This is a genomic window from Chitinophaga sp. G7 BAM 1005 (assembly GCF_057126945.1).
The window spans coordinates 7,265,265-7,279,576 of record NZ_CP181478.1 but is presented as its reverse complement, the minus strand read 5'-3'; the positions used below and the strand labels follow the sequence as shown (position 1 = coordinate 7,279,576).

At 44.8% G+C, this 14,312-nt stretch carries 18 protein-coding genes; 7 read left to right on the top strand and 11 right to left on the bottom strand.

Features of this window, described 5'->3' with window-relative positions:
• Window positions 1-109: 109 nt before the first annotated feature.
• From ACMXI2_RS29485 to ACMXI2_RS29470, 4 genes are all read left to right on the top strand, one after another.
• A complete protein-coding gene (locus tag ACMXI2_RS29485) occupies window positions 110-1,156 on the top strand; it encodes a glycosyltransferase family 4 protein (protein WP_483779445.1) in 1,047 nt (348 codons plus the stop codon).
• 48 nt (window positions 1,157-1,204) lie between these two features.
• Window positions 1,205-2,107, top strand: a complete 903-nt coding sequence (gene meaB / locus ACMXI2_RS29480; protein ID WP_483779444.1) for a methylmalonyl Co-A mutase-associated GTPase MeaB — start codon at window positions 1,205-1,207, stop codon at window positions 2,105-2,107.
• Between the two features lie 6 nt (window positions 2,108-2,113).
• Window positions 2,114-2,779 (top strand): DNA alkylation repair protein, encoded by a 666-nt coding sequence (locus tag ACMXI2_RS29475; protein WP_483779443.1) that lies wholly within the window; start codon window positions 2,114-2,116, stop codon window positions 2,777-2,779.
• A gap of 154 nt (window positions 2,780-2,933) precedes the next feature.
• On the top strand, window positions 2,934-3,260 hold the full coding sequence (locus ACMXI2_RS29470; protein WP_483779442.1) for a DMT family transporter: 327 nt from the start codon (window positions 2,934-2,936) through the stop codon (window positions 3,258-3,260).
• A gap of 19 nt (window positions 3,261-3,279) precedes the next feature.
• On the opposite strand, the gene ACMXI2_RS29465 is transcribed toward ACMXI2_RS29470, so the two are convergent.
• Window positions 3,280-4,536 (bottom strand): chloride channel protein, encoded by a 1,257-nt coding sequence (locus tag ACMXI2_RS29465; RefSeq protein WP_483779441.1) that lies wholly within the window; start codon window positions 4,534-4,536, stop codon window positions 3,280-3,282.
• 184 nt (window positions 4,537-4,720) lie between these two features.
• On the opposite strand from ACMXI2_RS29465, the gene ACMXI2_RS29460 reads away from it, so the two are divergent.
• From ACMXI2_RS29460 to ACMXI2_RS29450, 3 genes are all read left to right on the top strand, one after another.
• Window positions 4,721-5,299 (top strand): protoglobin domain-containing protein, encoded by a 579-nt coding sequence (locus ACMXI2_RS29460; protein WP_483779440.1) that lies wholly within the window; start codon window positions 4,721-4,723, stop codon window positions 5,297-5,299.
• A gap of 34 nt (window positions 5,300-5,333) precedes the next feature.
• A complete protein-coding gene (locus tag ACMXI2_RS29455; RefSeq protein ID WP_483779439.1) occupies window positions 5,334-5,594 on the top strand; it encodes a DUF2024 family protein in 261 nt (86 codons plus the stop codon).
• Window positions 5,595-5,693: 99 nt separating this feature from the next.
• Window positions 5,694-6,302, top strand: a complete 609-nt coding sequence (locus tag ACMXI2_RS29450) for a MarR family winged helix-turn-helix transcriptional regulator (RefSeq protein WP_483779438.1) — start codon at window positions 5,694-5,696, stop codon at window positions 6,300-6,302.
• A 7-nt stretch (window positions 6,303-6,309) separates the two neighbouring features.
• Here ACMXI2_RS29450 and ACMXI2_RS29445 read toward each other — a convergent pair whose 3' ends face one another.
• From ACMXI2_RS29445 to ACMXI2_RS29400, 10 genes are all read right to left on the bottom strand, one after another.
• On the bottom strand, window positions 6,310-6,783 hold the full coding sequence (locus tag ACMXI2_RS29445) for a GNAT family N-acetyltransferase (protein WP_483779437.1): 474 nt from the start codon (window positions 6,781-6,783) through the stop codon (window positions 6,310-6,312).
• Window positions 6,784-6,809: 26 nt separating this feature from the next.
• Window positions 6,810-7,025 (bottom strand): hypothetical protein, encoded by a 216-nt coding sequence (locus ACMXI2_RS29440; RefSeq protein WP_079471726.1) that lies wholly within the window; start codon window positions 7,023-7,025, stop codon window positions 6,810-6,812.
• A gap of 61 nt (window positions 7,026-7,086) precedes the next feature.
• Entirely contained in the window at window positions 7,087-7,659 is a 573-nt protein-coding gene (locus ACMXI2_RS29435; RefSeq protein ID WP_483779436.1) for a DUF420 domain-containing protein, read from the bottom strand.
• A gap of 78 nt (window positions 7,660-7,737) precedes the next feature.
• Window positions 7,738-8,430 carry an SCO family protein gene (locus ACMXI2_RS29430; protein ID WP_483779435.1) on the bottom strand — a complete coding sequence of 231 codons (693 nt, stop codon included), beginning with the start codon at window positions 8,428-8,430 and terminating at the stop codon, window positions 7,738-7,740.
• A gap of 53 nt (window positions 8,431-8,483) precedes the next feature.
• Window positions 8,484-8,888: a cytochrome C oxidase subunit IV family protein gene (locus tag ACMXI2_RS29425; RefSeq protein ID WP_483779434.1), complete on the bottom strand. Its 405-nt coding sequence runs from the start codon at window positions 8,886-8,888 to the stop codon at window positions 8,484-8,486.
• Between the two features lie 82 nt (window positions 8,889-8,970).
• Window positions 8,971-9,645 (bottom strand): cytochrome c oxidase subunit 3, encoded by a 675-nt coding sequence (locus ACMXI2_RS29420; protein WP_483779433.1) that lies wholly within the window; start codon window positions 9,643-9,645, stop codon window positions 8,971-8,973.
• A gap of 27 nt (window positions 9,646-9,672) precedes the next feature.
• Window positions 9,673-10,254 (bottom strand): cytochrome c oxidase subunit 3, encoded by a 582-nt coding sequence (locus ACMXI2_RS29415; RefSeq protein WP_483779432.1) that lies wholly within the window; start codon window positions 10,252-10,254, stop codon window positions 9,673-9,675.
• A gap of 1 nt (window position 10,255) precedes the next feature.
• Window positions 10,256-11,131, bottom strand: a complete 876-nt coding sequence (gene cyoE, locus ACMXI2_RS29410; protein WP_483779431.1) for a heme o synthase — start codon at window positions 11,129-11,131, stop codon at window positions 10,256-10,258.
• A gap of 149 nt (window positions 11,132-11,280) precedes the next feature.
• A complete protein-coding gene (locus ACMXI2_RS29405) occupies window positions 11,281-13,092 on the bottom strand; it encodes a cytochrome c oxidase subunit I (protein WP_483779430.1) in 1,812 nt (603 codons plus the stop codon).
• 112 nt (window positions 13,093-13,204) lie between these two features.
• On the bottom strand, window positions 13,205-14,257 hold the full coding sequence (locus ACMXI2_RS29400; RefSeq protein WP_483779429.1) for a cytochrome c oxidase subunit II: 1,053 nt from the start codon (window positions 14,255-14,257) through the stop codon (window positions 13,205-13,207).
• Between the last annotated feature and the right edge of the window lie 55 nt (window positions 14,258-14,312).

Genomic DNA, 14,312 nt, shown 5'->3' with positions numbered 1-14,312 from the left:
GAAAAGGCCGAAAGATAATTATCGCTTTTTCGTAAAAAGTTGTAATATCTTCGCTTAAGCATTTAGTTATATATAAATATATACCTGACAATTATTCAAACTGATTAACATGCCAAGATTTGTGATAGACTGTGAAAGAATGAAATATCCGAATAACGGTCTATATACTTATTGCAGCGAACTTGGCCAAACTTTAACAAAGCTGATCTCTCCTCCCGAGGAGTTATACTTCTACCTGCCTTCCCATAAGGAAACGCTTTTTTCAAACCAGGCACATTATAAACAAAAGGCATGGCATAAACTGTGGATGCCCTATTCAAAAGACATTCAGCTCTGGCATACCACCTACCAGTTATCCGATTATATCCCTGCTTCACCCGATATCAAACGGGTATTAACTATACATGATCTCAATTTCTTATACAAGCCTAATTACAAACATAAAATATCGGGCCAGCTGGCAAAAGTGCAGCGGATGATCAATAAGGCCGATCATCTTATTACTATTTCAAATTATGTAAAAGAAGATGTTCTGCAACATCTTGAAATAGGAGATACCCCGCTGAGCGTCATTTATAACGGCTGTGATGTAAAATCATTCCCATCATTTAATGATCCGCTTTACCGCCCTTCCCGGCCGTTTCTTTTTACCATTGGTACCATCTTACCCAAGAAAAATTTTCATGTTATTCCGCGGTTGCTGAAAGATACTGATTATGAATTGATTATAGCCGGAAACGCGAATACTACCTATCAAAAACAAATCCTGCAGGAAGCAGCCGCCTATGGCGTTCAGGACCGGGTTAAAATCATCGGCCCCATAGATGAGAAAAGTAAATACTGGTATTTCAGTAATTGCGCCGCTTTTGTTTTTCCGTCTATCGCAGAAGGCTTTGGCATTCCTGTAATAGAGGCCATGCACTACGGGAAACCGGTATTCCTCTCGGACAAAACCAGCCTGCCGGAAATCGGCGGCGACCTTGCCTACTACTTCGAAAATTTTGACCCTGCTTACATGCAGGATGTTTTCAATAAAGGAATGGCCCATTATGAAGCCGCCCAACCAATGGCTGCCCTTAAAAAGCATGCCGACAGCTTCAGATGGGAGGAAATAGGGGAACAATACCTCGATATTTACCGGTCATTGATCGGGTAAACAGGGAATACCGCTTATTTTTGTTCTTTAAATTCTGTAAACAGTAAAATGTACCAGCAGTATATACCCGGACTCTTAAACGGAAATATCAAATCACTGGCCCGTTGCATTTCCCTTGTTGAAAACGAAGCAACAGGATATGAACAGCTGCTGGAACAAATACCTGTGAATGACCATACCAAAGTGGTAGGCATCACCGGCCCTCCCGGTGCGGGAAAAAGCACACTCGTGAATGCGCTCATCACTCAATTACTGGAACAGGATAAAAGCGTGGCTATCATAGCAGTGGACCCTTCTTCCCCGTTCAACTTCGGCGCCCTGTTGGGCGACCGGATAAGGATGAGCCAACACTTCAATCACCCGCGCGTGTTTATCCGCTCTATGGCCAGCAGAGGCGCCCTCGGTGGATTAAGCCCTAAAATTATAGAAGTAAGCGACCTTATTAAAGCAGCCGCATTCGACTACCTCTTTATCGAAACCGTAGGTGTGGGCCAAAGTGAAGTGGAAATAGCCGGCCTAGCAGATACAACGGTTGTGGTAGTAGTTCCGGAAGCCGGCGACGAAATTCAGACTATGAAAGCCGGGTTAATGGAAATCGCAGACATCTTTATTGTGAACAAAGCAGACCGGGATAATGCAGATGCTTTTGTGAAAAATTTGCGGCTGCTTGCGCATAGTAAGCATCGTGGCGACTGGGAAATCCCGGTGATCAAATCGGTGGCTACCCAACAGTCTGGCATACACGAAATTATTGAAGCCATTGAAAAACATCATGCCATCATCTCCCATCAGCAACAAAAAAAGGTTCTGCTACTGGCAGAAAAAGCCTGGCAACTGATACAGCACAGGCGTATGAAAGATATCTCCAAACAAATTCTCCAACAGGAAATACGGCAACTGTTACAACAAAAAACGTTTAACCTTTACCGTTATATCGGCACTAAAAGCTAAGGATACATGCGCTATCTTAACCTGATCACGGATGCATATATGGTGGCCGCCAATCCGGCCAATGCCGTTGCTATGAAAGCATACATGCGCAACCAGTTTGAATACCTGGGCATTAATGCGCCGGAGCGCCGCCTTATCAACAAAGGGTTAAAAGCAGAATATGGATTGCCCGCCATCGGCGAAATGCCCGCCCTGGTAAAAGCATTATGGAAAAAACCGGAACGTGAATATCAATATGCTGCCATAGATTTTATGCAGCTATTAAACAAAGAATGGAGAGCAGAAGATATCCATCTCTTTGAATACATGATTGTTCATAAATCGTGGTGGGACAGTGTAGATAGTATAGTGTCGTGCCTCGCCGGGCCGTGGCTGAAAAAATTTCACGAAGCCTCGCTGGCTACTACCAACCAATGGATCAACAGTGAAAATATGTGGATACAACGCGCAGCCATTATACACCAGAATGCATACAAGCAACATACCAACGAACAGCTGTTGTATCATTATGTAAAACAATGCGCCCACTCCAAAGAATTTTTCATTCAGAAAGCCATTGGCTGGGCTTTGCGGGAGTATAGCAAAACAAATCCCAACAGTGTACGCAAATTTGTTGACAGCCATACACTCGCGCCACTCAGCAAACGTGAAGCGCTCCGCAGAATTGATTAGATAATTTTTGCTACCTTTGCCGCATGCGTTTTACTTCTTTCGGCATATCTATCGCTTACGCAGTGTTTAATTACGGCCTCTGATCCACAGGGAGAGGGCTTTTTATACCCATTCGTTGCCAATATTTTTTTCTTACTTTCTAAATTCTGTAATTATGCCTTGGTTATTCCTTGTCATTGGCGGACTGTTTGAAATAGGCTTTACTATTTCATTAAAGTATTCCGAAAATTTTTCCAGGTTGTGGCCCTCTGTCAGCTTCGCGGTGTGTATCTGTCTGAGCTTTTTCTTTTTGAATAAAGCCATTAACGGCGGTCTTCCTATAGGCACTTCTTATGCAGTATGGACGGGCATTGGCGCTGCTGGTACCGCCATTGCCGGTATGATCTTTTTTAAAGAACCTGCCGCTATGTTACGTATCTTTTTCCTGATCTTGTTAATAGGATCTATTGTAGGATTGAAGTTTGTTTCGGGACATGAATAAAATAAAAAGCGCAGAGCGGTTAATCGTTTTGCGCTTTTTTCTTTTTGAAGATGGCAATGCCATATGCCAGTATGCAGGCAAGTATTGCAGGAAGAGCCACATTGATATCATGGGTCATTTCCAGCAATAATATAATAGCCGTTAACACCGCGCGTGAAGTACCCGCCAGCATGGCGCCCATACCCACTACTACCACAACTCCGGCATTGATCATTAAAGAAGGAAAAGCCATTTGCAGCGGTGCGCCAATCAACAAGCCCATAGCGCCTCCAATGATCAGCAATGGAATAATGCCGCTGCCGGTTTTATTGGCACCCGAAAAGAAAAGCCAGGCGATCCATTTCAGAATGGCCAGCGCAAAAAGGATGGCTAACGTAACATGCGCCTCCAGCAGATCACGGGCATACCCCTCGCCGGTACCCAGTATCCGCGGGGAAATATAGCCGATGATGCCTGTCAGCAATGCCGCCAGTAACAGATACCATGTATTGTATTTAGTTAGCTTTGCGAACCATTTTTCAACAAAACGATATAATACTATACTTAGTCTCGCCCACAAACCCACCAGTACAGCTACTATCACGTAACCTATCACGGCCTTTGCATTCATGGCCGGCAGGGGAGTGAAGCTCAGTACGGGACTGGTACCACGATACAGGTAACTTCCCGCGGCCGCGGTGGCTGCTGCCGCTACAACCGGTAATATATTGCCAGTCGTCCATTCCGCCAGAAACACTTCCAGTGCGAGGAATACAGCCGCCACCGGCGCGCCAAAGAGGCTGCCTAAAGTGCTGCACACACCGGCTGTAAAAAGAATCCGGCATTCATCGTTTGTACAACGGAATAGTTTACCGATCCATGCGCCTAAGCCTCCGTTAAATAACATCGCGGCATTTTCTATCCCCAATGGAGTACCCGCGCCAATGGCAACGGTTAATCCCATCGCGCGGAGCAGGGGAGAGGTGTAACGGGTAATGGCAACGAGTAACAGTGTGCCTGCCACCGGGATACCAATGATCCACAATCCCTGTTCTGTATTTTCAATACCTGTAGCAGCAGTATTTATTTCCCCGTAATAAGCCAGTGAGGTAATCGCGTGGATGATAACGCTAATGGCCCAGGCGGCAACAGTGCCTGCCGCCGCTACCAGTATGGCTGCAACAGAAAGATACAACGTGCGCGATGCCCCTTTGCCGCGTACATCCGCAGGTATATGTGCAGCCTCCGCTGCCGGCGGCCAACCGCTTTTTGTTATTGCGTATAGCTTATTAATCATGAAAGGGTATTATCAACCAGATTACCAAAGCTATATAGTTCATTGTAGAATCACAAATAATTTTTTAATAATATATTTAATAGCTAACGTATAGGAATATACGTCATTATACTATTGTTTTAGTTAGGTAACCTTATTATATTTGTGATAACCAATCCGTGAAGGAAACCAAAATTAAAAATGTATGAATGACGCTATGCATCAAGGCACAGCTGGCGCTGATAACCCCCAACCCTCACTGGATGCACAAACACTGGTCAGACTAAAAAGAATGTTGTTGTTCACCCGGGAGGATGAGCAATACCTGATGTTGGCAGGAAACATCCTGGCCCCACACGCGGAAGACATTCTGAACAGCTGGTATGATGCTATTTCAAAGAATAACTATCTCGCTAACTATTTCACCAGGGATGGCGCTCCCGACATGCAATACCTGCAATCGCTCCGCCCTCATTTCCGTAAATGGATAGCTGATTTATGTACCCGCCAGGAAGGAAATCCGTGGTGGCAGTTTGAAGAACGGATTGCTGCTCAGCTGCAGCTCAGGCCCACGGCGGAGCATGATATGGACCCGTTACCCATGATATATTTACGCTACCTCTCTTCTTTTATATACCCTGTTTCAGAAGCCGGCAGACCCTATTTAAGCAAATACGGGCGCCCTGCCGCGGAGGTAGAGCGCATGCAGCAGGCATGGTTCAAAGCGATTAGTTTTAGTGTATTGTTATGGGTATACCCTCAACCCCGACAACTTCCCTTTTAGTATGACCATTTACGTGAGCATCAAAAGTATTCCAATGCAAGTTGCTGTCTTCGACACTTATGTTAAGAAAAAAGATGGAGGATATCTGCATTTCGATATCATAGTTACAAAGGAAACCTCATTTGATGATGTACTGATTTACGGGAATATTTATCTCCAATCCAAAAGGGGGGAGGGGTTAATTGTTTCCCGGAAAGACTGCCGTTTTTGTCATATCACCGAAATTATACCACGCTGGGAAACCCAGATCCGGCAAAAGGGGTATTATATCCATGAATTGGAGGGATGTCACTAAAAAAAGCCGGATTCCCGCAGGAATGTCACTAATATGCTATTTCACGCCATATATTTATATTGTACCTTGCCACACTAACTATAAGGACAGCAAGAAAATATGGGGAAAGTTTCCACATTCAGCCCTGCACAGCAGGCAGAAAACACACCTAGTAAAGTAGTGGCCTCCCTGGAGCGATTATCAGAAGCCTTCCGCGTATTATTATGGCAGGAAGCAACTCAGTATGGACTTAGCCCCATACAAATCCAGGTACTTACCTTTTTACTGCACTACCCGGAGGAAAAACGTACTGTAACAACATTGGCATCGTACTTCAACATGACCAAAGCCACCATCAGCGATGCAGTAAAATCACTGGAACAGAAGAACTACCTGACGCGTAAGGCAAGCCCTACAGATACCCGCAGCCACACCTTACACCTGGTAAAAGAGGGAAAGGCGGTTGCCAAAAAAGTAGAACAATTTGCGGATCCGTTACAGGCAACAGTAGCGCAACTGCCATTGAAAGACCAGGCCGGACTGCTGGAACAGCTGATGCAGCTGATTTACCAGCTTAATCAACAGGAAATTATTTCCACGCAGCCCATGTGCTTTAACTGTGAGCATCTCAATGAAAAGAAAGGTTATCACTGCAGTAAACTGAAGATCTCTTTGAACAACGGTGGCTTAAGAATGGAATGTCCCGTTTTTAAACTCCGGGAAGAGTAGCCGCTATTTATTGAATCCGGGGCAACTGGCAGGTCATTTCATTATCACCGGCCACAAACCCGAACTGTTCATATAATAAACGGCCTTCCTTACTGGTATGTAAACTCACCTTTCCAGTATTACGCTGTATGGCTTCGTCGAGGATCTTTTGCATCAACGCTTTTGCAATACCTTTCCGGCGGAAGGCAGGAAGCGTGTACACGTTCAGAATATAGGCCACCTTGCCTTCGAGGTTGTGGTATAGCGGCGGCTGGTTATAAAAAACGATGCCCGCACTGGCCACTACCTCGTCTTCTGCAACAGCAAACCAGTTTACAAAATTATTTTCAGAGAGATGTTCTGTTAAGTAGACCCTGAGCTGATCCTTCAACACGGCATCCTGGGAGTTATCAGACTTAGGGTAAATTTCTTTCAGAAACTGCAGCCGCAAACGCACTAACTGCGGGATATCCATTATATCCGCCTTTCTGTAGGTAATCATAGTTATTTTGGGTTATACGAAAATTGTCAGGCTTCTTTATTACTTCTCCACCACCGGAAAGCCAGGAAACCAATAATGGCCAGGGGCGTTAAAGCCAGCATCAGAATACCATTGTTCAAACCTTTTGCCGGACCTTCGCCCAGCTGCTGAGCCGTTTTAGTACACAGGGAACATTGCGCCATTACTGATCCGCTCATCACCGTCAAAAACACTGTCAGTAAAAACAAACCTGTCTTCTTCATAGTATTATTGTTTGATCTCACAAAATTAGGCTATCTGTCTTAAAAAATCTCCTTAATTCTATCAATGGTAATAAGGGGAAATCATAATATAAACAATCACACCTGTTACTGCTACATAAAACCAGATAGGCCACGTAATACGGGCAATTTTTCGGTGGCGTGGAATATCATTCTGAAACCCGCGTAACAGTGTGAAAAGCACCAACGGCACTATAATGGCGGCCAGTACAATATGCGTCAGCAACAGGAAGTAGTAAATATAACGGATACCACCCAGCATCGCTTTTTCGCCGGCATCCAGGATACCGTTATGATCCAGGTCACCAAAACGGGTTTCCGGAGCCAGTGCATGATAAGTAACATACGAAAGCAGGAATACTGCCGACAAACCGACCGCAATCAAATTGGTGGTCTTATGGGCTTTTACCTGTCCGTTCTTTATAAAATACAAGCTGGCCAGTAGTAAAACGGCAGTACTGGTATTGAGGATGGCGTGGAACAGCGGCAATATCCTGATATCAAAACCAGGATGCATTTCCGGCTTGGGTAACACAAACAATAACGCAACCAGTGTGGGTATAACTATCGACACGATGGTAATAGGCGTATTGAGATTTCTGTTCTTAAATTCCATATCCACTAAAATGTAAAAGGTGAATAAAGAAAGGTGAACAACCTTTCCTTATTCACCTTTCCTTTATAATTATTTTTATTACTTCTCTCCGGAGAACAGTTTTTTAAGGAAGGCCGCAAAACCCGGTCGGTGTCTGTCTTTTGCCAGATGTAATATGGCGATATCGCCTGCACATCTTTTTACATCATTGGAATCAAGACCATTATAATATCCACGGATATTCCTGTTTTTGTCGATTAATACCAGCTTCTCGGTATGTATAAAGTCGTCCGGACCGCCATCTCCCTGTGTTACAGAAACAAAGAAATCATTTCTGGCAAGGTCATAAATCTCCTTTTTATTACCTGTAAGCAGCCACCAGTTATCCGGGTTGATCTGGTAGTCGTATGCGTACTTGCGCAGCTTATCTACCGTATCCCTTTCCGGGTCTACTGAAAAGGAGAGGATCTGTAGCAGAGAATCGTTCTTTACGTAAGCGCTCTGTACCTTTTTCAGGTTTTTTGTTAAAGTTGGACAGATACTGGGGCAGGAGGTGAAAAAGAAATCAACTAATAACACTTTTCCTTCCATGTCTTTCAAACTCACCTGTTCTCCAAGTTGGTTGGTCAGTTTGAAATCCCTGATCTTATGAAAAACGGTATCATACGAAACTTTACCATTTTCTGAGATCGTATCTACTCTTTCCGGGATGAAGTATCCGGGTACAGGCACCACATTTTTTCCATAGTGATCTACAATGAGATAACCCAAAAGCGGCACCAGTATAGCCAACGACACTCCTAATAAAGCCCTGCGAGAGATGATCCTGATAGTTTATGGTGAAATTAATAATGATGTCCTTCTTTTGCAGGAGCCTTTGGCGTTTCAATTGGAGTACCTGGCTTCAGGTCTTTCCGCATGTTTTTCCAGGAATCACCTTCATACAGGAATGCGATGATAAACCATACAAATAACAGTAACGGAATCAATATGGTAAGGATCAGGTTTTTGATTTCGTGGCCCAGGTGCATGAATTCAGCAACGATATAGAAAGCTTTCACCACGGTGAGGCCAACGAAGATCGCATTCAGGAATACCCTGCTGGGGAAACCTGTTTCCAGGTGTAAAAAGGCCAGACCTACTTCCACCATTGTGATACACAACAGGATCCAGAACGTTCTCCAGATTGTTTTGGTAGATGAATCGGCATGTGCAGCTTCATGCCCAGCCTCAGTATGTGTATGCTCCATTACTATTTAAATTAAATAAATTCTAAAAATCAGATTCCAAATAATCAACAACAAACCTTGTACTATTCTGCTTGCCTTTGGCTCAGAGCAGGTAGAAGCAGGTGAATACGAATACCCAAACCAGATCTACAAAGTGCCAGTACAAACCTACTTTTTCTACCATTTCGTAGTGACCTCTATGCTCATAAGTACCTTTCAGTACGTTGGCCAGGATAACGATATTCAGGATCACACCAGAAGTTACGTGTAAACCGTGGAAACCGGTAATGGTAAAGAAGAAGTTGGTAAAGTTGGTAGATGCCTGTGTACCGTCAACATTCAGGAAAGGATTACGACCCCACCATGCACCTTCGTGATACAGGTGTGTCCATTCCCATGCCTGACAGCTCAGGAACGCAATACCACCAATGATGGTCCAGAGCATCCATTTGGCCACTGCTTTTTTATCTCTCATGTGACCGGCATGTACAGCCAGTACCATGGTTACAGAACTCATGATGAGAATGAAGGTCATCAAACTCACAAATACCAACGGTAAGTTGGCATGGCCCATGCCAGGGAAGGAGCGGAACACCTCATTCGGATCAGGCCAGGATGGGCTGGAAAACCGGATGGTACCATATGAAATCAACAATGCGCCGAATGTGAACGCATCTGACATCAGGAAGTACCACATCATCAACTTACCATAGCTCACATTAAAGGGAGAATATCCTCCGGCCCACCATTTTTTCTTCGCTGTAACTGCTGTATCCATTGTTTGTTTTATAAAATTTTACAAAGTTTATCTGGCGATACTTAAAAAAATTAACAGGTAAATCCACAGTATATCCACGAAATGCCAGTATGTTGCGGCTACTTCAATGGGAACTGCGCTGTAGGTCCGTACACGGGTTCTGTAAGCCCTGCCAAACATAATGAGCAGCGCTACTACACCACCCAAAACGTGCAGCATGTGTACTCCTACGATAACATAAATAAAAGAAGCGGAAACAGGCCCGTTGAGGGGCAGTCCCACCGACTTCAATTGTGAAAATCCTATCCACTGGCAGGCCGCAAACACCACACCCAAAAATGCGGTAAGGGTGATCAGTTGCTTGTAACGCTGCATATTCCTTTCTCTGAACTGCCTTAAAGCCAGGTGTATAGTTACGCTGCTGGTTAAAATTACAGCAGTGGATATCCAGAAAATGTGCGGCAGTTCAAATGCCAGCCAGTTTGCCTGGGATCTTTTAACAATATAAGCACTCGTAAACCCGATAAACATCATGGTAATGCTACCCATGGCGATCCATAAGGAATATTTATGCGGATGTATTTTCTTACGTTGTTCTAATGTCATAGTATCCATCACTCCTCTTTTCATTTTACGCTTTGTCCAGCAGTTGTACCAGCTGAACAATTGTCAGATAAATATAAGATCCGAACATAAGCTTTCTCGCTGCAGGAACATCATTCTTTCTGTACAGATTAATTGCCCTGTAAAGGAAGAAAATACCCGCCAGAATGGCCACTATCGCAGAAATGCTTCCAGTGATCTTCAGGAGGTAAGGCGCTACGCCGGCGGGGATCAGCAACAACGTGTACATAGCGGCCTGTATGGCGGTGTACTTGTTGGGCTCTCCGCTGCCAGGCAGCATTTTGAAGCCTGCTTTGGTATAGTCTTTATATGCAATCCAGGCAATTGCCCAGAAATGCGGAAACTGCCACAGGAACTGGATAGCAAACAACGACCAGCCACCTTCACTCAGGTTGTTGGCGCCTGCTGCCCAACCGATCAGGGGAGGCATGGCGCCTGGAATAGCCCCTACCAGTACGGCAAGAGAGTTCCATTTTTTCCAGGGTGTGTACACAAAACCGTACAACACCAAAGACACTCCGCTCAATGCGGCACTCAACCAGTTAAAGCAGTACCCCATTACCAGGAGACCCACAATACCTGTTACCACAGCCAATGCTATCGCCTCATTGTCGTGCATACGCCCCGAAGGCAATGGACGAACAGCGGTGCGCGCCATCAGTTTATCTGTATTCTTCTCCCAGATCTGGTTAATGGTATTGGCTGATCCGGAAACCAGCAAACCACCTGCAAATAATAAAAGAACTTTCACTAAGTTAAACTCCACGCCGGGCACCAGCAGGTAACCAACCACAGATGAAAATACCACCATAAAGGTGAGATTAAACTTCATCAGCTGAGAGTAATCTTTCACCTTGCTTGCTACCGCATATGATGACGACAATTTTATGGAGTTTTCTTGCAACATTTTTTTTCTAGCCACATTCCGGGTTTAAGTCCGGAACAAATTTACAAACATCACAGTGAACAAAATCCCGGAAGGAAGATTTTTCACCTTAAAGGTATCTTCCTGCCGGAATTCCGAACTATATTTTAGTGCGCTGATTCATTAGGTCCGATAGGCTCTGTTTGCGGAATGAAATCTCTTCCATCCTTGCTATAGTCATAAGCCCAGCGATATACTTCAGGAATCTCACCAGGCCAGTTACCGTGACCGGCATGGATAGGCGTAGTCCATTCCAGGGTAGTTGCATTCCACGGATTCTGTGTGGTCATCTTTCTACCTTTAAAAATACTGTAGAAGAAGTTGAACACAAACAGCAGCTGTACCGCAAATACCAGGATTACCACGATGGTGATGAACTCATTCAAACCACCAAACTGTTTGAAGGAAGCCCAGCCGGATACATCATAGTATCTTCTTGGCATACCCGCCATACCTTCGTAGTGCATAGGCCAGAAGATCAGGTAAGCGCCGATCATGGTTACCCAGAAGTGGATATAACCAATGGTCTGGTTCATGAAACGGCCATACATCTTAGGGAACCAGTGGTAGATACCGGCAAACATACCAAAGAACGCAGATACACCCATTACAATATGGAAGTGAGCGATCACAAACATGGTATCATGCAGGTGAATATCGATAGAAGAGTTACCTAACCAGATACCTGTTAAACCACCGGAGATAAAAGTGCTCACAAAACCGATAGAGAACAGGGAAGCAGGCGTAAAGTTGATATTACCCTTCCAGATAGTAGTGATCCAGTTAAATACCTTGATGGCAGATGGTACCGCAATCAATAAGGTTAAGAGTACGAAGAATGCACCCAGGAACGGATTCAAACCTGTTACGAACATATGATGCGCCCAAACCAGGAAGGCCAGGATACAGATAGCGAACAGGGAACCGATCATCGCCAGGTAACCAAAGATAGGCTTGCGGGAACTTACCGCCAGTACTTCAGAAACCATACCCATCGCAGGGAGGATGATGATATATACCTCAGGGTGACCTAAGAACCAGAATAAATGTTGATAGAGAATAGCGCTACCACCTTCATTTGCCAGTGCTTTACCCGCGATAAAGATATCAGACAGGTAGAAGCTGGTACCAGCGTGACGATCCATGAGCAGCAGGATGAAACCTGACAGCAATACAGGGAAAGACAATACGCCCAATACAGCAGTGAAGAAGAATGACCAGATAGTCAAAGGCATTTTGGTCATCGCCATACCTTTGGTACGCATATTCAATAAGGTAGAGATATAGTTCAAACCACCCAGCAGCTGCGAAACAACAAACAGCGCCATGCTGGTTAACCAAAGATCCACACCTATTTTAGAACCGATAGAAGCGTCTCCCAGTGCACTCAGCGGCGGATACATCGTCCAACCTCCGGAAGCAGGGCCTGTTTGAACAAACAGGGAAGCCATCATTACCAGGCTGGCCAAAAAGAAGAACCAGTAGCTCAAACAGTTCATAAAAGGGGAGGCCATATCACGCGCACCTACCTGCAAAGGAATCAGCAGGTTGGAGAAGGTACCGCTCAGGCCGGCCGTTAATACAAAGAATACCAGGATGGTACCGTGCATTGTTACCAATGCATAGTAAGCTTCCGCTGTAAGGCGGCCACCTTTAGCCCAATGACCCAGGATACTTTCCATCCAAGGGAAAGTGGCATCAGGAAAACCAAGTTGCAAACGGAACAGTACAGAGAAGAAAGCACCAATGATAGCCCAAACGATACCAGTAATCAGGAATTGTTTGGCGATCATTTTGTGATCCATGCTGAACACATATTTCGAAATGAAACTGTCTTCATGGTGGTGCTCATGATCATGATGATCATGCGCTCCGTGCATTACCTCCTGTTGACTGTGCAATGTTGCTTCGTTACTCATAATCGGTTCGGTTTATTATAAACTAACGCCCGGGAAGTATCGTCGTTTGTCAGTTTGTCTTTATTGTTTTTAATTGTACTCCGTCAAAAATTCTTCTACGCAAAATTACAGCTTACTGAATATTGGCAGCTACTGCTTTTTGTGTGCTATCTGCTTTCGCTTCGCCGGCAGGCGCAGCCGGAGCTGCAGTGTCAGCGTGTGTCAGGCTATACGTTGATTTCTGGGAAGCTACCCATTTATCATATTCTTCCTGAGTTTCCACAACTATCACGCCTCTCATGGAGTAGTGACCGCTACCACACATCTGATCGCAGGAAATTTCATATGTGAAATCCGGGTTACCGGTTTTTTCCTTCATCTGTTTGGTAGTGAACTTAGGAGTAAACCACAGGGTGGTAGGGATACCCGGAACCGCATCCATTTTCATGCGGAAGTGAGGTAAACCCACATCATGGATTACATCGCGGGAACCGATGATGAACTTTACCGGTTTACCAACTACGAGGTGCAGTTCAGTTGGCATAAAGTCATCCTTGTTCAAAGGATCGTTCCAGTCCAGACCCAGTTCGTTACCGGCGGAAGGATCGATATTTTTAATATCACGACGACCCAATGCGCCATCTTTACCAGGATAGCGGAACATCCAGTTAAACTGCTTACCGGTTACTTCTACCACAGCAGCGTCTTTTGGCGCTTCTGAGGTGAGCTGGAACCAGTGTTTCAAACCGAAAGCCACCAGTATGGTTAAGGCGATAGCCGGGATAACGGTCCAGATCACTTCCAGTTTATTATTATGCGGAAAGTAAAATGCTTTACGGCCTTCTTTCTCCTGGTACTTAAATGCAAACCAGAATAAGGCAATCTGGGTAATCACGAACACCACACCAGTAATGGCAAGTGTTACATAAATAAGGGTATCCACGCCTTCTCCCTGTTCTGATGCAGATTCGCCCAGGATTTTGCCTTTCAGCAAATCGTTACACCAGTACACTCCTATAAGCCCCAGCACCAGGAATGCAATCAGCAGGAAACCATTTATACGGTTGCTTTGCTCGCGCGCTTTCTTTTCTCCCTTCAATATGGACACATATTCGCTCGCCTTCGCAATCTGGAAGATGACTATGAATATGAGAACAACAACTAAGACTGCTAAAAATCCTGACATTGCTATATGAAATAATTAAGTTATCTAATGCTTTTCTTTTGCCTAATCTCCTTGA

What these genes read in the sequence shown, in the direction of transcription:
- ACMXI2_RS29485 (WP_483779445.1), top strand. Translation starts at nt 110, where the DNA reads ATGCCAAGATTTGTGATAGACTGTGAAAGAATGAAATATCCGAATAAC.
- meaB (WP_483779444.1), top strand. Translation starts at nt 1,205, where the DNA reads ATGTACCAGCAGTATATACCCGGACTCTTAAACGGAAATATCAAATCA.
- ACMXI2_RS29475 (WP_483779443.1), top strand. Translation starts at nt 2,114, where the DNA reads ATGCGCTATCTTAACCTGATCACGGATGCATATATGGTGGCCGCCAAT.
- ACMXI2_RS29470 (WP_483779442.1), top strand. Translation starts at nt 2,934, where the DNA reads ATGCCTTGGTTATTCCTTGTCATTGGCGGACTGTTTGAAATAGGCTTT.
- ACMXI2_RS29465 (WP_483779441.1), bottom strand. Translation starts at nt 4,536, where the DNA reads ATGATTAATAAGCTATACGCAATAACAAAAAGCGGTTGGCCGCCGGCA.
- ACMXI2_RS29460 (WP_483779440.1), top strand. Translation starts at nt 4,721, where the DNA reads ATGAATGACGCTATGCATCAAGGCACAGCTGGCGCTGATAACCCCCAA.
- ACMXI2_RS29455 (WP_483779439.1), top strand. Translation starts at nt 5,334, where the DNA reads ATGCAAGTTGCTGTCTTCGACACTTATGTTAAGAAAAAAGATGGAGGA.
- ACMXI2_RS29450 (WP_483779438.1), top strand. Translation starts at nt 5,694, where the DNA reads ATGGGGAAAGTTTCCACATTCAGCCCTGCACAGCAGGCAGAAAACACA.
- ACMXI2_RS29445 (WP_483779437.1), bottom strand. Translation starts at nt 6,783, where the DNA reads ATGATTACCTACAGAAAGGCGGATATAATGGATATCCCGCAGTTAGTG.
- ACMXI2_RS29440 (WP_079471726.1), bottom strand. Translation starts at nt 7,025, where the DNA reads ATGAAGAAGACAGGTTTGTTTTTACTGACAGTGTTTTTGACGGTGATG.
- ACMXI2_RS29435 (WP_483779436.1), bottom strand. Translation starts at nt 7,659, where the DNA reads ATGGAATTTAAGAACAGAAATCTCAATACGCCTATTACCATCGTGTCG.
- ACMXI2_RS29425 (WP_483779434.1), bottom strand. Translation starts at nt 8,888, where the DNA reads ATGGAGCATACACATACTGAGGCTGGGCATGAAGCTGCACATGCCGAT.
- ACMXI2_RS29420 (WP_483779433.1), bottom strand. Translation starts at nt 9,645, where the DNA reads ATGGATACAGCAGTTACAGCGAAGAAAAAATGGTGGGCCGGAGGATAT.
- ACMXI2_RS29415 (WP_483779432.1), bottom strand. Translation starts at nt 10,254, where the DNA reads ATGAAAAGAGGAGTGATGGATACTATGACATTAGAACAACGTAAGAAA.
- ACMXI2_RS29405 (WP_483779430.1), bottom strand. Translation starts at nt 13,092, where the DNA reads ATGAGTAACGAAGCAACATTGCACAGTCAACAGGAGGTAATGCACGGA.
- ACMXI2_RS29400 (WP_483779429.1), bottom strand. Translation starts at nt 14,257, where the DNA reads ATGTCAGGATTTTTAGCAGTCTTAGTTGTTGTTCTCATATTCATAGTC.